General features: G+C 35.7%; 16 protein-coding genes and 1 pseudogene. 11 read left to right on the top strand and 6 right to left on the bottom strand.

Features of this window, described 5'->3' with window-relative positions:
• Positions 1-996 precede the first annotated feature (996 nt).
• Entirely contained in the window at positions 997-1551 is a 555-nt protein-coding gene (locus MCY_RS05170) for a copper chaperone PCu(A)C (protein ID WP_007347320.1), read from the top strand.
• Positions 1552-1664: 113 nt separating this feature from the next.
• On the opposite strand, the gene lysM is transcribed toward MCY_RS05170, so the two are convergent.
• Complete coding sequence (lysM, locus tag MCY_RS05165) at positions 1665-2120, bottom strand: peptidoglycan-binding protein LysM (RefSeq protein WP_007347319.1); 456 nt, start codon at positions 2118-2120, stop codon at positions 1665-1667.
• A 385-nt stretch (positions 2121-2505) separates the two neighbouring features.
• Here lysM and MCY_RS05160 point away from each other — a divergent pair, with 385 nt between their 5' ends.
• From MCY_RS05160 to thpR, 6 genes and pseudogenes are all read left to right on the top strand, one after another.
• Positions 2506-3228 carry a response regulator transcription factor gene (locus MCY_RS05160; protein WP_007347318.1) on the top strand — a complete coding sequence of 241 codons (723 nt, stop codon included), beginning with the start codon at positions 2506-2508 and terminating at the stop codon, positions 3226-3228.
• Between the two features lie 38 nt (positions 3229-3266).
• Positions 3267-5066 carry a sensor histidine kinase gene (locus MCY_RS05155; RefSeq protein WP_007347317.1) on the top strand — a complete coding sequence of 600 codons (1800 nt, stop codon included), beginning with the start codon at positions 3267-3269 and terminating at the stop codon, positions 5064-5066.
• A gap of 23 nt (positions 5067-5089) precedes the next feature.
• A complete protein-coding gene (locus tag MCY_RS05150) occupies positions 5090-5554 on the top strand; it encodes an HPr kinase/phosphatase C-terminal domain-containing protein (RefSeq protein ID WP_019224203.1) in 465 nt (154 codons plus the stop codon).
• Positions 5555-5689: 135 nt separating this feature from the next.
• On the top strand, positions 5690-6088 hold the full coding sequence (locus MCY_RS05145) for a PTS sugar transporter subunit IIA (RefSeq protein WP_007347315.1): 399 nt from the start codon (positions 5690-5692) through the stop codon (positions 6086-6088).
• Positions 6089-6105: 17 nt separating this feature from the next.
• Positions 6106-6399, top strand: a complete 294-nt coding sequence (locus MCY_RS05140) for an HPr family phosphocarrier protein (protein ID WP_007347314.1) — start codon at positions 6106-6108, stop codon at positions 6397-6399.
• A 617-nt stretch (positions 6400-7016) separates the two neighbouring features.
• Positions 7017-7555: pseudogene (thpR, locus tag MCY_RS05135) on the top strand (RNA 2',3'-cyclic phosphodiesterase).
• A 93-nt stretch (positions 7556-7648) separates the two neighbouring features.
• Here the strand turns inward: thpR and grpE are convergent.
• Together grpE and hrcA are read right to left on the bottom strand one after the other, a co-directional pair.
• Positions 7649-8320, bottom strand: a complete 672-nt coding sequence (grpE, locus tag MCY_RS05130) for a nucleotide exchange factor GrpE (RefSeq protein ID WP_007347311.1) — start codon at positions 8318-8320, stop codon at positions 7649-7651.
• 125 nt (positions 8321-8445) lie between these two features.
• Positions 8446-9516, bottom strand: coding sequence for a heat-inducible transcriptional repressor HrcA (gene hrcA / locus MCY_RS05125; RefSeq protein ID WP_007347310.1), 1071 nt, complete (start codon positions 9514-9516; stop codon positions 8446-8448).
• A gap of 904 nt (positions 9517-10420) precedes the next feature.
• Here hrcA and rdgB point away from each other — a divergent pair.
• A complete protein-coding gene (rdgB, locus tag MCY_RS05120) occupies positions 10421-11068 on the top strand; it encodes an RdgB/HAM1 family non-canonical purine NTP pyrophosphatase (RefSeq protein ID WP_007347309.1) in 648 nt (215 codons plus the stop codon).
• Positions 11065-12264 (top strand): radical SAM family heme chaperone HemW, encoded by a 1200-nt coding sequence (gene hemW, locus MCY_RS05115; RefSeq protein ID WP_007347308.1) that lies wholly within the window; start codon positions 11065-11067, stop codon positions 12262-12264. The genes rdgB and hemW overlap by 4 nt, the downstream gene beginning before the upstream one ends.
• A gap of 1623 nt (positions 12265-13887) precedes the next feature.
• Here hemW and dapE read toward each other — a convergent pair.
• The 3 genes from dapE to MCY_RS05100 form a co-directional block, all read right to left on the bottom strand.
• The gene (dapE, locus tag MCY_RS05110) at positions 13888-15060 is read right to left on the bottom strand and encodes a succinyl-diaminopimelate desuccinylase (protein ID WP_007347307.1); all 1173 of its coding nucleotides are present in this window, start codon (positions 15058-15060) and stop codon (positions 13888-13890) included.
• A 222-nt stretch (positions 15061-15282) separates the two neighbouring features.
• Positions 15283-16029, bottom strand: coding sequence for a M48 family metallopeptidase (locus MCY_RS05105; protein ID WP_007347306.1), 747 nt, complete (start codon positions 16027-16029; stop codon positions 15283-15285).
• Positions 16026-16844: an alpha/beta hydrolase gene (locus tag MCY_RS05100; RefSeq protein ID WP_007347305.1), complete on the bottom strand. Its 819-nt coding sequence runs from the start codon at positions 16842-16844 to the stop codon at positions 16026-16028. The genes MCY_RS05105 and MCY_RS05100 overlap by 4 nt, the downstream gene beginning before the upstream one ends.
• Positions 16845-17030: 186 nt before the next feature.
• Here MCY_RS05100 and infC point away from each other — a divergent pair, with 186 nt between their 5' ends.
• Together infC and MCY_RS05090 are read left to right on the top strand one after the other, a co-directional pair.
• Positions 17031-17549 (top strand): translation initiation factor IF-3, encoded by a 519-nt coding sequence (gene infC, locus MCY_RS05095; protein WP_007347304.1) that lies wholly within the window; start codon positions 17031-17033, stop codon positions 17547-17549.
• Between the two features lie 607 nt (positions 17550-18156).
• A complete protein-coding gene (locus MCY_RS05090) occupies positions 18157-19923 on the top strand; it encodes an ABC transporter ATP-binding protein (protein ID WP_007347303.1) in 1767 nt (588 codons plus the stop codon).
• Positions 19924-20437: the final 514 nt, after the last annotated feature.

Here is a 20437-nt window from a genome sequence, read left to right as displayed (position 1 = left end):
CTACCTCAACCTTCATAAAGCATCTTTTAAGACAGCTCCTCATCACACTTAAAGCCCTTATACTACTTTAAGCAACATAAAATAATAATAAACTGCAAGTTGCAACAAGCCTTGCTGTCTCGTATATAAGAACAGGATTTTATTGCTACAAGAGAATAATGAAAGAAACATCTCTAAAATAAAAAATTTCTTTTAAAACAGCCACTCTAATAACCCATAAATACCATATTTATGAAAGACTTGAGATCATAATATATTTTTCTTGCAATTCTCAAAAAATATATCTGGCTATAAAATATAAAAAAGTGATTGCACACGCATTCTTAATCTCTCATATTAATATGAAGATACGCGCATAAAAGCTTTTTAAAAATATCGCTTAAAATATCATAAAACTTTCCCTAGACTAAAATAGCCATCATATCTTATAATACTATTTTTATGAGATTTCTTCATGGGATTAAACTCCACTTTTCTAAATGCTCATATCAATAAAGGCATTATCTATCGATCTCCTCTCAAAAACTCCCCTTCCAACCGAATCATTGTTCACCGCTATTTGAAAGTTGTGCTTTAAAATCATCTAAAAAGCTTTTTTACTTGTATAATTCTGTAAAGAATAGTTCCGTAAATTGAAAAATATATAAAAATTCCTCTTTATAAATTGCTTTGAAGTGCCAAAAGCTATCGTAGCATTAAGATTTTGTAAAGGATATGATCTTTCTGCACTATACCTTTATTATTAAATAAACATAGTGATTCATTATAGATTTTATATCATTTACAAATGCTATTATGAGATGAACACAGAAGCGCTGAGAAATGTTTTATCGCTATAAGCTTTACAGACTTCGTTTAAAAGCCCAAGAACTTTATGATTTCTATTCTCATATTCAAATCAATTTCAGTTTAGAAATTCTTTCTTTTATTTTAAATAAAAACTCTGCTAAGTAGAAAAATATTCAAAGTGTGAATCTTATGAAGGAGGGTAAATAAATGTTGACAGCTATTATTAAGAAAATAATCAATCTCGCCTTTAAGAATACAATACATGCGCAAGATCCATACAAAAAGATTGTCACAAATATCGTATGTGCTCTTTTCTTTGTTGGTATGATCCTGCCAGCAGATGCTCAGCAATATACACTTGGCGATATAGAAATTCTTAATCCTTGGACACGTGAAACACCTAGAGGTATAAGAGTTGGTAGCGGTTATCTTTACATTATTAATCATAGTAATACTCCAGATCGTTTGGTTTCTATTTCCACAAACGGCGTAAAAACAACAGAGATCCACTCTATGGCTGTTGTTAATGATATTATGAAAATGGAAAAAATGCACAATGGCATTGAAATTCCAGGAAATGGTGAAATTACGCTTAAACCTGGCGGTGATCATATTATGTTTATGGGACTTTCAAAACCATTCAAACTAGGTGATAAAATTAGTGCAAAATTGACATTTGAAAAAGCAGGAACCATTCATGTTGATTTCTCTGTAAACGCTATGAAAGCAACATCACCTTCTAAATCCATTCATGCTCATTAAAACCCTTTTATTATAAACACATATTAAAAAAATGAAGAAGCGTGAAATTTTTCCACGCTTCTTGTTTTTTTTGTTTAAAGCTATCAGTAAGAAAAACATCCCCTTTTATAAATTTAAGTATGATCAATTTCAGAAATACGCAAAATTTGTCCAGGATAAATTTTATCGGGAGATTTCAGCATTGGTTTGTTCGCTTCAAAAATAAATGTATTTTTATCACCTTGTCCTTTTCCATAAAATGCTTCAGCAATTTTCCAAAGATTATCATCAGATTTAACCTCATAAAAGCGAGAAGTTTTTCCAAGCGTATTACTTGTAACTTTTAATTGGTCAATATCTACAGAAGAGATACCTTGGGAATTGCCAACAACCAAAAGTGTTTTTTCAAGTGTTTCCCTATCTGGAACCTCACCGCTTAAAATAGCTTTATCATCTTCAACTTGAATATTTACTTTTTCTGTGCCAAGTCGAAGATGATCAAATGCTGCCTTAAAGTCTTTTTCTTTTGGTTTATGATCTCCAAGACCTAATTTTTCGCCTGCAGTTTTAATAAAATTAAAAAAAACCATTATGATCCCTTCCGTATAACAGAAACAAATTTTTGTGCATATATTGCCACATTCTTCTCTTTGCTCTTAAAACACATAAGCGGATTTTCTAAACTTCAACAAGCAAAACGACACATGTTCAATTTTGAAACAACGACGATAATAAACTTTGTAATAAATTTTGATAAAAAAAGCCTTTATGCAAATTTTCTTTCAAATGAAAGGATCTTAATAAACATAAAAACATTATAAATTATGAAAGCAAAACAAGATTTTACAGTAATGACAAAAGAGTTTTTTCTTTGCTACAATTTGTATCATATTTGTTTTGCAAAAAAAATGTGAACTCCCATATAAATAAGTGTGGGTAATTTGCTACCATAGCAATAGAAAGGTCTAAGAAACCATGAAAGATACACCAACAATCACACAAACGATTGTACTTGTTGATGACGACCGCAATATTTTAACATCTCTATCTTTTGCGCTTGAGACAGAAGGATATCGGGTTGAAAGTTATACAGACGGAGCATCTGCACTCAAGGGTCTCACACTTCACCCCCCACACTTAGCTATTTTTGATATTAAAATGCCCCGAATGGATGGAATGGAGCTCTTGCGCCGTTTGCGTCAGAAATCTGATCTACCAGTTATTTTTCTTACCTCGAAAGATGATGAAATTGATGAATTATTTGGCCTCAAAATGGGTGCTGATGATTTTATTACTAAACCTTTCTCTCAACGTCTTCTCATTGAACGCGTAAAAGCTATTTTACGCCGCTCCAATACACGGAACCAACCGCTTTCTACAGGAACTTCTTCCACCTCTTCTCTCAAGCGTGGAGATCTTGTGATGGATCAAGAACGGCACACCTGTACATGGAAAGATAAACCTGTTATTTTAACTGTTACAGAGTTTTTGATTTTGCAAACCTTAGCACAAAGACCAGGAGTTGTAAAAAGTCGTGATGCTTTAATGGATGCTGCCTATAGTGATCAAGTCTATGTAGATGATCGCACGATTGATAGTCACATTAAACGTCTGCGTAAAAAGTTTAAACAAGTGGATGATGATTTTGCAATGATTGAAACACTTTATGGTGTAGGTTATCGTTTTCATGAGGTATAAAATAACTTTGTCGCAAAATTTGAACAGCAAACAAATCGATGACAAACAATTTTCAACTGGAACTTATACAGAAAACAGTCCATAACGAAACAGCTCCTAAAGATATATCTTCAACATCATTTCTCATGTTTTCTCGTTTGCATATTCGAACACAACGTCTTTTAAGACAATTGCTTTTTTCCAGTCTCACACGCCGCATTGTTATATTAAACATTGCTGCCCTTGCTGTTCTAGTTACAGGAATTTTATATCTTAACCAATTTCGCGACGGTTTAATTGAAGCAAAAATTAAAAGTCTATGTACCCAAGGAAAAATTATCGCTGGGGCTATTGCTGCTTCTGCAACAGTAGATACAAACTCTATCCTCATTGATCCGCAAAAGCTCTTAGAATTACAGGCTGGAGAAAGCATTACACCTGCACCCCAATCAACTGACTCTTGGGATTTCCCCATTAACCCTGAGCAAGTTGCCCCTCTTTTGCGACGTCTTATCACACCTAAAACAACAAGAGCACGTATCTATGATCGCGATGCTACTTTACTTCTTGATTCGCGCGTTCTTTACTCTAGCGGAGAAGTTTTTAGCTATGATTTACCCCCACTTAAAACAGAACAAAATATGTGGGATCGCCTCATCTCATGGTATTCAAGCGCATTATATGGAAAAGGTATTGCTCTTGACAGAGAACAAATAAAAACCAGTGGTATCGCTTATCCAGAAGTGTATCGAGCATTAAATGGATCTCTTGCTACCGCCAAAAGACGTAACAAACAAGGTCAATTAATTGTTTCTGTTGCCGTTCCTGTTCAACGTTATCGTGCAGTCGTTGGCGCTCTCCTTCTTTCAACCACTGGTTCCGATATTGATAACATTGTAAAGGGTGAAAGACTGGTTATATTTAAAGTTTTTGCCGTTGTAGGCAGCGTGCTTTTGGTCCTTTCTCTCTTTTTAGCCCATACCATTGCCCATCCATTAAGCAAATTATCTGCTTCCGCTAACCGAGTGCGTAATGGCAATAATCAGCGTGTAGAAATCCCTGATTTTTCAATGCGTGAAGATGAAATTGGTCACCTTTCAACCTCTATTCGTGACATGACAAATGCCCTTTATATGCGTATTGAAGCCATTGAACGCTTTGCTGCTGATGTAAGCCACGAATTAAAAAATCCCCTCACTTCTCTACGTAGTGCTGTTGAAACGCTTCCCCTCGCTAAAAATGAAGAAGCGCAAGAAAAACTACTTGAAATTATTCAACATGATGTGCGTCGTCTTGATCGATTGATTACAGATATTTCTGATGCATCACGGCTCGATGCAGAGCTTGCACGGGAAACCGCAGAAATCGTTGATATGACACCTCTTTTGGAAAATCTTGTTCATGCTGTTAAGGAAGTATACCGTAATACACAAACTATTGATGTAAGCCTTAATATTATCCCACGTCCTAATGGAAAAGCCTATCTTGTGTTGGGACATGAACTCCGGTTAGGGCAAGTGATTTCAAATCTTCTGGAAAATGCACGTTCCTTTATTCCTCGTAACCGTGGAAAAATTTGCATAACAATGAAAAGTCATGCTTCAACTCTTATTTTAACCATTGAAGATAATGGACCAGGTATTCGTTCAGAAAATATTGAACGAATTTTTGAGCGTTTTTATACTGATCGACCAAATGAAGATGCTTTTGGACAAAACTCTGGACTTGGTCTTTCTATTAGTCGACAAATCATCGAAGTCCATAATGGAACAATAACAGCTGAAAATATTATTGATCCCGTACTTGGAAAATGTAAAACTGGTGCACGTTTTATTATTATGCTTCCCCTCGCGAAATAAAGCTTTGAGTCAAAGTAAAAGGCATGAAAACAAATTGTGAAACACTCCACGCAAATTGCCTTCAAATAGGTGGAAAAGGCCTGTTAATTATGGGGCCATCGGGATCAGGAAAATCAACCATTACCCTTTCCTTGCTTGACCGTGCTGAGTGGTCAAAACGTAAAGCAAAACTTATCAGTGATGATTATACAATGCTGCGTGCAAAAAATGGAAAACTTCATGGATACACTCCTGACAGCTTAGAAGGCGGTATAGAGATTCGTGGTGCTGGTCTCTATATGATAGAATTTGAAAAGCATACAATTATCGATTGCGTTATTTTTCTCGGTCTTGAATATGAACGTTTTTCCACAAATAAAGCTTTTCAATTTGAAGATTTACACATTCCTCTTTTAAAGCTCCCCTCTCTTCGTGAAACCGATTGTACAGCTATTTGTCAAGCTATTGAAGCATTTTTATTTAGAAAAATATGGCATAAAATTGTCTAATTTTTTCTAAAAATAAAAAAATCACAATTTTTGCCTTTTTTTTGCAAATTTTTCTTGGCAGCAAGATAAAGCCTTGTAAAATATCCTTCCCAACCAATATGGTCGGATCTTATTAGTTAACAGGAGTTTGTGTAAATGATTGGACTCGTGCTTGTAACGCACGGTGAGCTAGCTGTTGAATTTTTACATGCTGTGGAACATGTTGTCGGAACTCAAGAAAAGTTCGCAACGGTGTGCGTTTATCCCGATGACGATATAGATCAGCGCCGAGGTGATATCATAGCCGCAGTAACCGATACAGATACAGATCACGGCGTTATCATACTAACAGATGTGTTCGGTGGAACACCATCAAATATAGCTATTCCTGCTATTGAAAAAGGACGTGTTGAAATGATTGCAGGAGTTAATTTGCCCATGCTTATTAAACTGATTTCTATTCGCCAATGCCCTGATATTTCATTAGCAGATGCGTTAAGAATAGCACAAGAAGCAGGGCGTAAATATATTAATGTACCAAGTATGATTTTATAGTGGATAATAAAATAACAATGCTTTCCAAAGATACCCTCCCATATATAAGTCGTCATTTCAATATCTGTAATAAACGCGGATTGCACGCTCGTGCTTCTGCAAAATTTGTGCAAACTGTTGATAACTTTAATGCTACTGTTGAAGTTGAAAAGGATGGAAAAATCGTCGGTGGATCATCAATTATGGGACTTATGATGTTAGCAGCTTCGTCCGGTTGCAATCTCACCATTCGTGTTTCAGGGCCAGAAGCAATGGATGCCCTTAATGCTCTTGAAAAGCTCATCAATAACAACTTTGGAGAGGAAAACTAGTGCTTCTTACCATAAAAAGAATGATGATTCTTAAAGAATAAGAAATTTCTCATCACTCTTTATGAATTCTGATTGCTTTTTCTATTTTCATAGCAATATTTATATCCACTATGGATTGGTAGAATCATTATAGACGCAAATACTTGTCGGAATTTTGTTATACAAAGTTTTTTTCTTTCTTAACATTATTGGGCCAATTTAAATAGTTGTTGCGTATTATGGGCTGTTCCCCAACTTAACCGCATAATTTACATCTTTACAGAAAAGAGAATGCTTACTTGCACTGAAGGTATTCTCTTTTAAGTGAGAGAAAAATATCAAGATAATTTTATAAATCAGAAATCAATCAATTTTCCTTATTTTCTGTGAACTTCGTATTCTTTCATAATACACAAATAATTTACAACTGCCCATTATTGTAATGCAACTCATGAAAATACCGTTTTTATTTTTATCGTTATTATAATCATTTTCAAACAAATAAGCTTTGTTACACTCATAATTATGATAGGTATTTTTAGGCATTCTTTTTCTATATTATTGCCTTATCTTTTGTAATGTGCGCCTCACAATCATTCTCTATTATTGCGCTTGAGATGACATCTTTTTATTATATTATGGACCGTCTATTTAATGCGCTTCAGATTCCTCAACAAACAACAAAAGCCCTTATATCATTGCAAAATGGCTTACCAAATGCGCAGTGGATTAACCCGCAAAATTTTCACGTCACTTTGTCTTTTTTTGGCGAAATTGAAAGTACTACAGAAAATGAAATTATACATGCCTTTAATACGATAGAACCTCCCTCTTTTACGCTACAAATAAAGGGTTTTTGAGTTTTTGATTCAGAAAATATTCCCCATTCTCTTGTGGTTCACATTGAACCTTGTAAAGGTCTTAATCTTTTACATGAAAAGATGCAATGTATCCGAAATAAATTAGAGTTAAAGCCTGATGAAAAGCTATTCACTCCGCATATTACTCTTGCACGAATAGTCGATATTATTCCTAAAGATCTTTCTTCTTATCTCTCTTCTCGAGATAATTTTTTGTTCTCTCCTTTTGAGGTCAATCATTTTGTTTTATTGTTATTGCCATCTCCCTTAAATGATACCCCATACATTGAAAAGGAAGTTGGACTCTTCAAAAATAAAAGGGTGTTTACAAACACCCTTTAAAGCTTTTTGAGAAAAGATCTCATACATGCAAAATTACAGAGAATGTTGCATTTTACATTGGAGGCTTTTTATTGATGTGAAGCCGTATCAGTTTCAACAGAAGCTTCTTTTGTGCCTCCTTTGGCCACTCCTACTATAGCTGGACGTAATACCCTTTCTCCGATAATATAACCCGCCTGAACAACTTGTTGAACAGTATTCTCTGGAACATCAGCGTTAGAAACTTCAAACATCGCTTGATGAAAGTGAGGATCAAATTTTTGCCCCTCTGGATGAATTTTCTGTACCCCATGACGCTCTAATGCTGCCATCATGGCACGTTCAGTCATTTCAACGCCTTCTGCCAATGATTTCAAACCAGCATCACTCTCCCTTGCTCCTTCTGGAATAGCTTCTAAAGCACGATTAAGATTATCAGAGACAGATAACATATCCCGTGCAAAATTAGCAATAGAATAAGCCCTTGCATCCGCCACATCACGCGCAGTACGGCGTCGAAGATTTTCCATATCTGCAGCAAGACGTAAAATCTGATCTCTCAGTTCTTTATTTTCATCCTGCAAAGATGCTAAAGGATCACTAACTTCATTGCCTTCTTCTTCAACGTCTGCGGGTGATTCTGTTTTATGTGTTTTTAAAAATTCATCGGCCGCTTGTTTAAGTGTATTACGATCAGCTTGATTTTTTAAATCGCAATTTTCAAATGAAGCGTCAGTAAATTTGTTTTTTTCATCAGACATAAAAATTTTATTCCTTCATAAGATTTGTTATTATCGATATCGAAATTTTACAGACAAAAATCAAGGGGTATTGATGTATATTAATACAATGAGCTTTTATAGTGCAAATATTTACCTGCATCGTTTTAACGCAATAACTGTGATACAAGTTGAGCTGTATAATCAACCATGGGCACAATCCTTGCATAATTAAGCCGTGTAGGACCAATAACCCCTAAAGCACCAATGACTCTTTGTTGTGAATCACGATAAGGCGCTACAACTAAAGAAGAGCCAGAAAGTGAAAATAACTTATTTTCTGAACCAATAAAAATTCGAACCCCCGAACCTTCATCCGTTAAATCAAGAAGCTGTGCCATACTCTCACGCGTTTCAAGATCATCAAACAAATGGCGCAGTCTTTCTAAATCCTCTTCCGCTTTCACATCTTCAAGCAAATTGCTACGCCCACGAACAATGAGGTGTATTTTATGATCCGCATCTTCTCCTCCCCAAAGAGCTAATCCTGTTTCAACAAGATGATTCGATAAATCATCAAGTGCTGCCCGTGTTTCTGCGCATAGGCGAGCAATTTCTCCTTTAGCTTCATTCAATGTACGCCCTTGAATATGGGCATTGAGAAAATTCGTTGCTTCCGTCAATTGTGCATGGGTAACCCCTTCTGGCAAATGAACAATACGATTTTCAACTTCACCTTGTTGAGTCACTAAAACGGCAAGAGCGCACTCCCTATCAAGGCGCACAAACTCAATATGTTTCAATGTTCCTTCTTGTTTCGTTGCTAGAACAAGCCCTGCTCCACGTGAAAGATCTGAAAGAACTCGGCTTGCTTGAACAAAAAAATGCTCAACCGATTGCGCATGACCAGCCTCTTTGATTTGCATTTCAATATTTTCTCGCTCTTCGTTTGGCAAATCACCTGCTTCCATAAATACATCAACAAAAAAGCGTAAACCTGATTGTGTCGGCATTCGACCTGCAGAGACATGCGGTGCATAAATCAAACCAAGATGTTCAAGGTCACTCATCACATTGCGAATCGTCGCTGGTGATAATGTCTGTCGTAAAAGTCGCGAAAGATTGCGTGACCCTACAGGTTCGCCATCATTAAGATAAGCTTCAACAATATGGCGAAAAATATCACGCGAACGTTCATCAAGATATTTTAGTTCATTATCAATAGACTTGTGCTTCATTGTAATTGTTTCACTACTAAAAAAAACACTCTTCTCTTATATAAGTTTTGCCAAAGTTTGGTCAAATAAATTAAAGTAGTATAAAGATATATTATACTATTGAGCCGTAAAATACCATCTTTTAGAGTGATGATATAAAGCGTATAATGATGCAATGGAAGTTGGTAAAGTAAATCTGCGATAGGGACTTGCAAGGAAAGGTAGTTTATTTATAAACTGATATGAGTAGAATTTTTATCCTTTAGAAAAAGCAGAAAATGGAATACTTACCATAAAAATGCTATGATAAAATCAATTCATTGATTTATAACGATGATTAATCATTTCCCTATTGAATTAAAGCCCCCGAAAATCGTAAGATTCTCTTATTGCAAACCCATTTCATGTTGAAGCAATTTAAATTATTTGCTTGTAACATCACAAGCGAAACTGGCATAGGGGTAAAAACATGACAAGAAAGGCATAAAAATGCCTCTTACGAACGCTTTCAAGTGCCAAGAGTAGCAATAACCCAAGAGTATCGCAACATCCAAAATCTGGTAAAGTGTGCGATGATGCCAGCATGCTCTTTATATTAACGTAAAGATGGAAACTCTATAAAATTTTATCTTATTCATGAAGTTTTATATTATTTATGGGGGCTTTCTCGTTGCTCTTTTCATGAGCTCCGTCGTGAAATGGGAGTAATGAATTTTAAGGCATGTCTCTTTTAAAAAGTCTAGCTTTCATATTTTCTCAATCATTATCTTCCCAAAACAAAATATAAAAATTTTATTTGAATAAAATATTATAAAACATGTAAGGAGATTATATCATACAAAATCAAGCAGAATATGCGCATATAAGCATTTAAGCTGATTTTTAGCATAAAAATAGTTCCTCTTCCATTTTTGGAGAAATCTAGATGAGAAACATTGTAGATAAAAAACTTGTCATTGCTACACATAACACCGGAAAATTTCATGAAATCAATACCTTGGTTGCACCTTTCGGTTTAATAATACAATCGGCAAAAGAGCTTGGCTTGCCAGAACCTAAAGAAACAGGAACAACATTTGAAGAAAATGCTTATATCAAAGCTTTTTCAGCAGCAAAAAAAATAGGACTTCCTGCTCTTTCTGATGATTCAGGCTTAGAAGTGGATGCATTGGATGGTGCACCAGGCGTTTATACCGCTGATTGGGCGATTCAAGCCGATGGCACACGTAATTTTCCAAAAGCTATGGAAAAAATAGAAAATGAACTCCAAAAAGTCGGAGCACGAAAAAAAAACCAACGAAAATGCCGTTTTATATCCATCATTTGCATTGCATGGCCTGATACGCATGCAGATTACTTCCGCGGATGCGTTGAAGGAACAGTTATTTGGCCCCCACGGGGAGACAAAGGTTTTGGCTTTGACCCTATTTTTTTACCAGATGGATATGAAAATACCTTTGGAGAAATGTCAACAGAGCAAAAACACGGCTGGAAAAACAATGATATTCTCCCTCTTTCACACCGTGCACGTGCTTTCAAACTTTTGGCAGAAAACCTTTTGGCATTCTCATGAATGAACCTTTTGGTATTTACATTCATTGGCCCTTTTGCGCAGCAAAGTGTCCCTATTGTGATTTTAATTCACATGTTCGCATCCATGGTGTCGATCAACCACGTTTTGTCACCGCCTTTGAACGTGAAATAGAAACGCAATACCACAAAATAGGTCCACGCCATATTACAAGTATTTTTATCGGGGGAGGAACTCCCTCGCTTATGGAGCCACAAACTGTTGATGCCCTATTACAGGCCCTTGCAAAAAAATGGATCGTTGATGATAAAGTTGAAATCACATTAGAAGCTAATCCATCCAGTGTGGAAGCAGAACGTTTTCGTGGATACCGTTCAGCAGGTGTTAATCGCTTATCTCTAGGTATACAAGCGCTCAATGATAGGGCATTGCGCAAACTTGGCCGACTTCATAACGTGGAACAAGCTCTTTATGCCATTGCTTTAGCGCGGCAAATTTTTCCACGTTTATCTTTTGATCTTATTTATGCCCGCCCCAAACAAACTCTAGAAGAATGGAAATCTGAACTCATACAAGCAATTGATTTGGCAGCAGACCATCTTTCTCTTTATCAATTGACGATTGAAGAAGGAACAGCCTTTAAACGGCTTCATGATGCAGGAAGGCTTATCCTTCCCCCATCAGAGCTAGCAGCAGATCTGTATAACCTTACCCAAGAAATAACGGAACAACATGGACTTCCTGCCTATGAAATCTCAAACCATGCAATGCCCGGTGCGGAATCAGCACATAATCTTCTTTATTGGCGTTATCATCAATATGCAGGCTTTGGTCCAGGAGCGCATGGACGTTTCATTGAGCACGTACCAAATAATTCCTCTACCTGTTCAAAAACATCGTTATCACACCTTGAAAACCGTGAACGCTATGTCACAATAAATGAAAAACATCCTGAACAGTGGCTTAATTTGGTAGAAGCAACAGGACATGGCTGTATTGAAACAGAACATTTAACCATCGAGCAGCAGGCAAATGAAATGCTCCTCATGGGATTACGTCTATGCGAAGGATTAGAACTTATACGCTACGAAACCTTAAGCCCCAAACGCATTCCACTGGAAAAACTGATCGATTTACAGCACCAAGAATTGATAGAAATGGTGGATAACCAACGTTTAAAAGCTACAACCAAAGGACGTATTGTTCTTGATCACATCATCAGTCAACTCGCAAACTAAAGTTTTTATAGTAACATATTGATTGTAATCATTATTATTATCTTCTTTTATAGCAAATAGAGAGAATAAAATACTGTAAGATTCTCTCATTTCAAAACTATTTATAGTAAATTAATTACAACCTCGCTTACCCCTTAAAAGTAAAAGAAGCGTGTGAATTAAAGCTATAAAAGAGGCAAAATGCCTTTTATGAACATTCTAAAATGCTAAAAACTATTGCAATATTTCGAGCTGAATTTTTAATTAGAAAGTATATGGCAATCTAACTTGCTTTTTCATACGCGTAAAAACAATGAAGCACTATAGATTTTATACACTTCACAGAAAATTTTTATATTGTACTATTCATAAGCACCATCGTGGTACGAATGTGACAAAAATTGAGTGTATTTATTTAAAACAACCACGTGAATACATAACATAACGATGGATTATTCTTTATGAGATGGTGGCATAATTAAAGAACAAGAGAAGTAATCATGAAATAATGCATCAATCTCTATTATTTCAAAGATATTATCCTAGATATTTTTGAAAACCATAAAGCCAAATAAAAAGGATAATAAAAAGGCACGCTGATTTTCACCTTTATGTCTTTATCCTTTCCCTCAATGAAGCTGTATGTCTGTTTCAGAGATTACAAAAAATAGATATATATACAATATTTCATCCTATACTGGCATATAAAAGCTCTTGTCGCAAAGAAAATACTGAATCAATATTTATTTCAGATATGCTGCTGTACAACTGATATTGATTTATAGATGATAGTAAAATTATGAGTTTTATTCAGCAAACATTGTCATAAAATCACAAATATAGCAGCCATGAACTAAGATTGCTTTGTTAGCGAGTGAGATAGATTCAATCATCTATCATCTTACTTGCATGCATATATGTCTTATAGGTATCTATCCTCTAAGTTATTAAAAAAATAAGAATAATATAGGACACCCCTTAGCTAAAAAGATCAACATGATGCTACAGAAAAATTTGAGGGTATCTTTATCATAAAAATATTAAAGCTGATTGAATAAATTTACCCTCTATCTCGTAATGATTTTTTTGCAACAGAGGTTCTTTAGAGAAAAAAACACGGCAAAATATATGAGATAAAGTAGACCTGAAGCACATCTCTACAGAATTTACTTTAAGAGAAACTGATTGAAATGAAGAAGACCTTTTTATGAGTATGCAAAAACCACCTTAAGAAATGTGGTGTGAATGAATACATTCATATTATACAAACTTTTTACAACAGCAGAGTGTTTTTGTGTGTCTTTATGGCTCCCCTGTCATCACACAACTGTAACATAATGTGTATTGTTTTCCATGTATGATTGCGCATAGACTTTCGCCCTACATCTTAAAGGACAAATCTTCTTAACCCAATCAATCTGTAAACAGTTCTGTTTTTTAAGTAGATTCAACTTGGCTTTCCATTCATCTCTTTTGCTTAAATAAAGACTTTCCTAGCAAGAACCCAACTTAAGAATACTCACCACATACTTTAAAACCACTTAATATATTAAAGATCTTATGTACCTTATATCATGACATCTCAAATGACAATGTTTTATGGCACAACAAGATAAAGATATTTTTGAACCAACAATCTTTTCTTTATGCAAAAAAATCAACAATAAAACGCTCATAAATAGCAGTGAGTGTTTCCAATGCATCAAGGGCTACACACTCATCTACCATATGCATCGTTTGCCCTGGTAAGCCAAATTCAACCACTGGGCAATAATCCTTAATAAATCGCGCATCTGAAGTGCCACCAGAAGTGGAACATTCTGGTATACTCCCTGTTATAGCCTTAATAGCATTGGATAAAGTTTGAATGAGTTTCTCATGTTTGGTCAAAAAAACATCCCCTAAACTTGGAATCCATTCAAGTTGATAATAAGGATATCGATCACTATTGTTTTTTAATTGCGCCAAAGCAAGACGCTTTTCAATTTCCTCCATCAGTGTTTCTTTTGTCCAAAGATCATTGTAGCGTATATTAAAGCGAACTGTTGTCTGCGCTGGAATAACATTGACCGCCAAATTACCAGTATCGACAGTTGTTATCTCTAAATTACTGGGTTGAAAATTCTCTGTCCCTTTATCTAAAGCAGTTTGTATCAATGCTTGGATAAGCTTACTTGCCAAAGGCAAAGGATTGGCAGCCCGCTCTGGAAAAGCAACATGCCCTTGACGACCTTTCACGGTAATGATACCGGAAATCGATCCGCGGCGACCAATTTTAATGACATCACCAACAGTTTTTACACTTGTTGGTTCTCCGACAAGAGCCGCAGTCCATTTTTCGCCTTTTTTTTCTGCCCATTTAAGAAGTTTGACCGTACCATTAACAGCAGGCCCCTCTTCATCACCAGTAATCAAAAGGCTTACCGTTCCTTTAATGGATTGTTTCTCAAAAACTCGTGCTAACGCTGCAATAAAACAAGCGATTCCCCCCTTCATATCAACAGCACCCCGCCCATATAACTTCCCCTGATCGAGAACAGCTTCAAAAGGCGGATAAGTCCATTCATCTAGTGCACCTGGCGGTACAACATCCGTATGCCCCGCATACATAAGATGGGGCCCTTCATTTCCCATTTTTGCATAAAGATTTTCAACTTTATCCGTATCTTTATCCATAAAAATAGGGCGCTCGACATGAAATCCCATTTTTTTCAAAAATTGTTCCAAAGTGGATAAAGCCCCTGCTTCATGAGGTGTAATAGAAGGACAACGGATAAGTGCCTGTAATAGCTGAAGCGGATCTGTAAGAACAAGCATGAGAACTATCCCCATTTATTATAAGTCATCGGAACTTAAAGCCATTACGCTGAATGACAAAAAAGATAAAGCAAAAACATTGAAGACACTCAGCAAACCAAGCAGGGGAGAACAATAGTGCTGAGAGCTTCAATGGCTTCCTCATCATGCATGACAAAGCACACACACAATGAAATACACAACAAAAAGTTCCGTTAAATATTGCTTTTATTTGAAAGTTTTTTACGCCTCTAATTTATAGGAATCAAAATTAATGGAATGCAATCTGTGAGCATTTTCCTTCAACCAAGCACGATGCGTTTTACTATCAGGATATAGCTCTTCACAAAGAGCCCAAAACCTTGGTCCGTGATTCATTTCAACAAGATGAGCAACCTCATGGGCAACAACATATTCAACAACTTCTTTTGGTGCCATAACAAGGCGCCAAGAAAAAGAAAGACGCTTATCTATTGAACAAGACCCCCAACGACTTCTCGTATCTTTATAGCAAATTGATTTGACTTTACGCTCCACCTTATGGGCATAATATGCCACCAAAGGTGTTATAATAAGGGCTGCTTGTTTTTTCAGAACATCAGCAATACGTCTTGGAAGATATTCTAATTGACCATAAACAATAATTTTAGGCCCTTGATCCGCATCTGCTGCAACAATTTCTGTTACCCCACGGCCTTCTCTATGCTTTATGGTATGAGAAATACCCAAAAAAGGAATCGTCGCTCCCTCTTTGAGATAAGCATTCCCATGACAGGTTTGCAAACGAGTAAGACGTGCCTCAATCCAGGACCGATGTTTTTCAATAAAACTTTGAACCGTACAGAAGCTTATTGCTAGCGGTGTCGTTACACAAATCTCTTGACTGCTAGAATCTATACGTAAAGTAAGACGGCGCGCACACTTATCCTCCCTCACCCGTAAAGGCACAGTGCGATCAGAAAAAATAAAATGCTGTTCAAAAATACTCATATATCTTTATCTTCATCATCAATAAATGCACCCCTTGATTTTGCATTAATTTGATTAATAAAAGATCTCAATACTGTTCCAAGGCAATCTAAATCTTGTGGACGAGAAAAACGATGGTCTGCATCACGAACAAGCGTCAATGTCACATCATGTAACGGCAAATGATTTAGTAAAGTTAATGTATGCTGATAGGGTATCTCCACATCTTCCATACCTTGTAAAATATGGACTGGACATCCAGTATCAATGCATCCCTTCATAACACAGTTGTCTCTGCCATCTTCAATAAATATTTTTGTAAAAGGAACTGGCTCTGTATAACTAATTTCAGATCGGTCAATATTCTCTGTTTCATCTAGAATTTTCCACTTCTTCACACCTGCTCCTGATTCTATTAATGTTTTTGTAAAATCAGGAGCAGGGGCAATCAAAACCATACCCGCAAGACTCTCATTTCTCTGCGCTAACAACCTAGCAAGCTTTAAAGCTATCCATCCCCCCATAGAGGTACCAATCAAAATCTGTGGTCCTACACAATAAGCTTCAAAAATCGCTAAACTTTCCTGAACCCAACGTGAAATCGTTCCTTGAAAAAAATCACCTCCTGATTCTCCATTCCCAGAATAATCAAAACGTAAGCAGGACAAATCATGCTTTTGAGCAAAATTATCAACGAATGCCGCCTTATCTCCTAACATATCAGATAGATAACCAGGAAGCCAAACTAAACCAGGAAAACGTTTTCCTTTACGATAACGTACTGCAAGAGCAGTATCTTCAAACGAAAAAAACTGGAGAGAAACATTTTGATCCATTATATTTTTCCTTTATAAAACATTCCTATTATAAAAGAAAAATTTTTATTTTCCAAACTAAACCTCAAGATCATAAAATGAATAAAGACACGAATTTTAGTTGTTTTTATGCGTATAATTGTATATTAAATTAATCGTAGTTGAATCAAAATTTAAGGAGCATAAACCATTCGTAGACCGTTTAAAATGACATCTACCCAAAAAGACGGACCACGTTCAAATCAGGATATTCGAGTACCTCATGTTCAGCTTATCAATGATGAAGGACAACATCAGGGAGTTGTTACGATACAAGAAGCTCTTGCTATGGCTGCAAATGCAGGGCTTGATTTGGTTGAAATTGTGCCAAATGCGGAACCGCCTGTATGTAAAATAATCGATTTGGGAAAATTAAAATATCAAACCCAAAAAAAAGCCTCTGAAACACGTAAAAAACAAAAAGTTATCGAAATCAAAGAGATTAAGATGCGCCCAAATGTTGATGTCCATGATTATGGTGTCAAACTCAAGGCCGTTCATCGCTTTATTGATCATGGTGATAAAGTAAAGATTACTTTGCGTTTTCGTGGTCGTGAGATGGCTCACCAAGATCTTGGATTAAAACTTCTTCAGCGTGTGAAAGAAGATACAAGTGAAATTGCCAAAATCGAGTTGGAGCCAAAACTTGAAGGGCGGCAAATGATGATGGTGATAGCACCTAAATAGTTTTTCATTAGAATAATATCTGTGTGCAATTCATCAAAATGAACGTATGGGTATGATTTAGAAGCACCACACTACAAAAAATTTGTTGTGGTGCTTTTAGAGTTTTGTAAATGTGCCCAAATCCTCATAAGAGTTTAATACTGCTTTAGTTTAATACTATTTTTTCAGTTTATAAGGAAAATCCGTTATTTTCATAAGGAGAGGACCTAAATATCTTAAGGTCTCTTAATAGTGAAATTAGGAAAAATAATTTTCTTGTACATCATAACTTGTACGTAACAAAAGGGATAATACATAAAACTGTTAAAAAAGCAAAAATACCTTTGTAAGCTATTTGAAGTACCAAAAGCTATTACACTATAAGATTTCTAAAATAGAATGATGGGATTCGTCTCCACCTTTTATTGAACTAAAGATAGGGACAAACAACGAATTTTCATTAGAATTTGTACAGAAATTTTGCACTATATTCTTCATGCTCGCTGGCATGAAATAGATGTAATTAACCTTAAAAGAGAAGACTCTTTTGGTAAAAAAATTAAGAGGTTTTTTTTATTAAGAGTGCTTCAATCTTGCATAAAATAACAAGAAAATATAGAAGCACTTCATGGCTAAAAAACAAATTTCCTCTCTTGATAAACGTCTTATTATCCGTCTTTTACGAGAAAATTTCCATAAACATGCGTGTTGGTACAGTGCGGCCATTTTCTCAATGATCATCATTTCTTGCACAACTGCAACGAGTGCATGGATGATGCGTGATGTTGTTAATAATATTATTGATGCGCAAAATTTTTCTATGATCGCTTTAATTTCTGGCATTGTTGCTTTTATCTTTATCCTCAAAGGGATTGCAACTTTTTCCCAAACTTACTTTTTAAGTAAAGCAGGCAACAGTATCATTGCTGAACAACAGCGCAAAATTTATGCGCGCCTTATGGAACAAGGTGTCTCTTTTTATCATAATAACACGTCATCTGATCTGCTTGTTCGTGTAACCCATAATGCGACAGCCGTGCGTAATATCATTGATACTATTATAACAACTTTTGTACGTGATTTGCTTTCCGTTAGTGGTCTGTTGCTTGTCATGTTCATTCAAAACTTTGTGTTAATAGCTATTACTTTAATCATAGGACCACTGGCTTTTTTAGGGGTTCGAATTGCTTTGAAACGCATTCGCCACCTTATGGAAAAAGAACTTCTTTCACTTGGTGAAATTATCAAAATCGTACAGGAAACAGCTGTTGGCATTCGAGTCATCAAAGCTTTTTCATTAGAAGAAATCATGAAAAAAAGGATGGACAAAGCTATTTGTGATGTTGAAAAACAAACAAACAATATTGCAACACTTGAAGCTATGACAAATCCGATTATGGAAACACTCATAGGTGTCTCAATAGCAGGTATTATTTGTTTTTCCGGTTACCTGGCAACCCAACGCACAGGGGTTCAAGGTGAATTTATGTCTTTTATTGTTGCTTTACTTTTAGCTTATGAGCCAGCAAAAAGATTAGCAAATGTCCGTGTCAAAATTGAATCTGGCTTGGTCAATATCCGTACAATGTTTGAAATACTCGATCGTCCCCTTACAGTTATAGAACATAAAGAAGCTAAAGATCTGAATAAAATGCAAGGAGCTATTCATTTCGAACATGTTTCTTTTGCATACACTGATAACAAAATGGTATTGAAAGACATTAATCTGGAAATAGAAGCTGGAAAAATAACAGCATTGGTAGGACCATCGGGCTCTGGAAAGTCAACCCTTATTAACCTTATTATGCGTCTCTATGACCCTTCAGAAGGGCGCATATTGATCAATGATCAAGATATCCGCTATACGACATTTCGCTCTTTGAGAAATCTGATGGCCTATGTAGGCCAAGATACTTTTCTCTTTCAAGGAACTATTAAATATAATATCGGGCTGGGAAAAGAAGGTGCTCATGATGACGAAATTATCAATGCAGCAAAAGCAGCAAATGCTCATGACTTTATTATGAGTTTGCCAAATGGTTATGAGACACAAATAGGCGATAATGGTTGTAATCTTTCAGGAGGACAAAAACAACGACTCGCGATCGCTAGAGCAATGATTCACGATAGTGAAATTTTGATTCTTGATGAAGCGACAAGCGCGCTTGATTCACATACCGAAGCACAAATTAATGAAGCACTTCATCACCTTACCAAAGGACGCACAACGATCATCATTGCTCATCGCCTTTCAACGATTGCTCGTGCTCACAAAATTGTTGTCATCCAGAATGGACAACTGATTGAACAAGGTACTCAGAAAGAATTGCTCGCAAAAGAACATAGCTTTTATAAAAAACTGCATAATATTCAGTTCAAAAAACATACATCTTAATGATTTTAAATAATATTTTAAAATTTAATAGAAAGTAATACTCTATTTATAGAACAAAAATATTACCAAGGAAAAGTATTACTTCAATCAAGAATTGGTAAATAATTTACAATTTATTAAGAATAAATTTCTTGGATTTAGATGAAAACTTTACTCACTATTTTAGCGAATTCAATTAATTTAAAAATGACAATATATTTATTTATAAAAATAATTCACTTTTTACCATGTTGAAAAAAAATCTGGATATTGCAAAATTCTCTCACTTCAAAGCTGTGTGTACTGAAGCAATAAAAATTATATCCTGGCACATAACACGAAGAATCAGCCTAATGGATAAAACCGTATAAGAAAAGTGTAAACATGCCTCTCATGTATCGCCTCAAATGCCAAGAGATGGAGTTACATTGGGTGATAACAAAAATAATAAGATGATCACCGACTCACTCCTTCACCAACGTAAAGATGGGGGTACTCAATAGCTTTTTATACCATTCACGGATTACCAGCACAA

It is taken from the genome of Bartonella rattimassiliensis 15908 (assembly GCF_000278215.1).
Taxonomy (GTDB): Bacteria; Pseudomonadota; Alphaproteobacteria; order Rhizobiales; family Rhizobiaceae; genus Bartonella; species Bartonella rattimassiliensis.
This window is presented reverse-complemented; position numbering and strand designations above follow the sequence as displayed.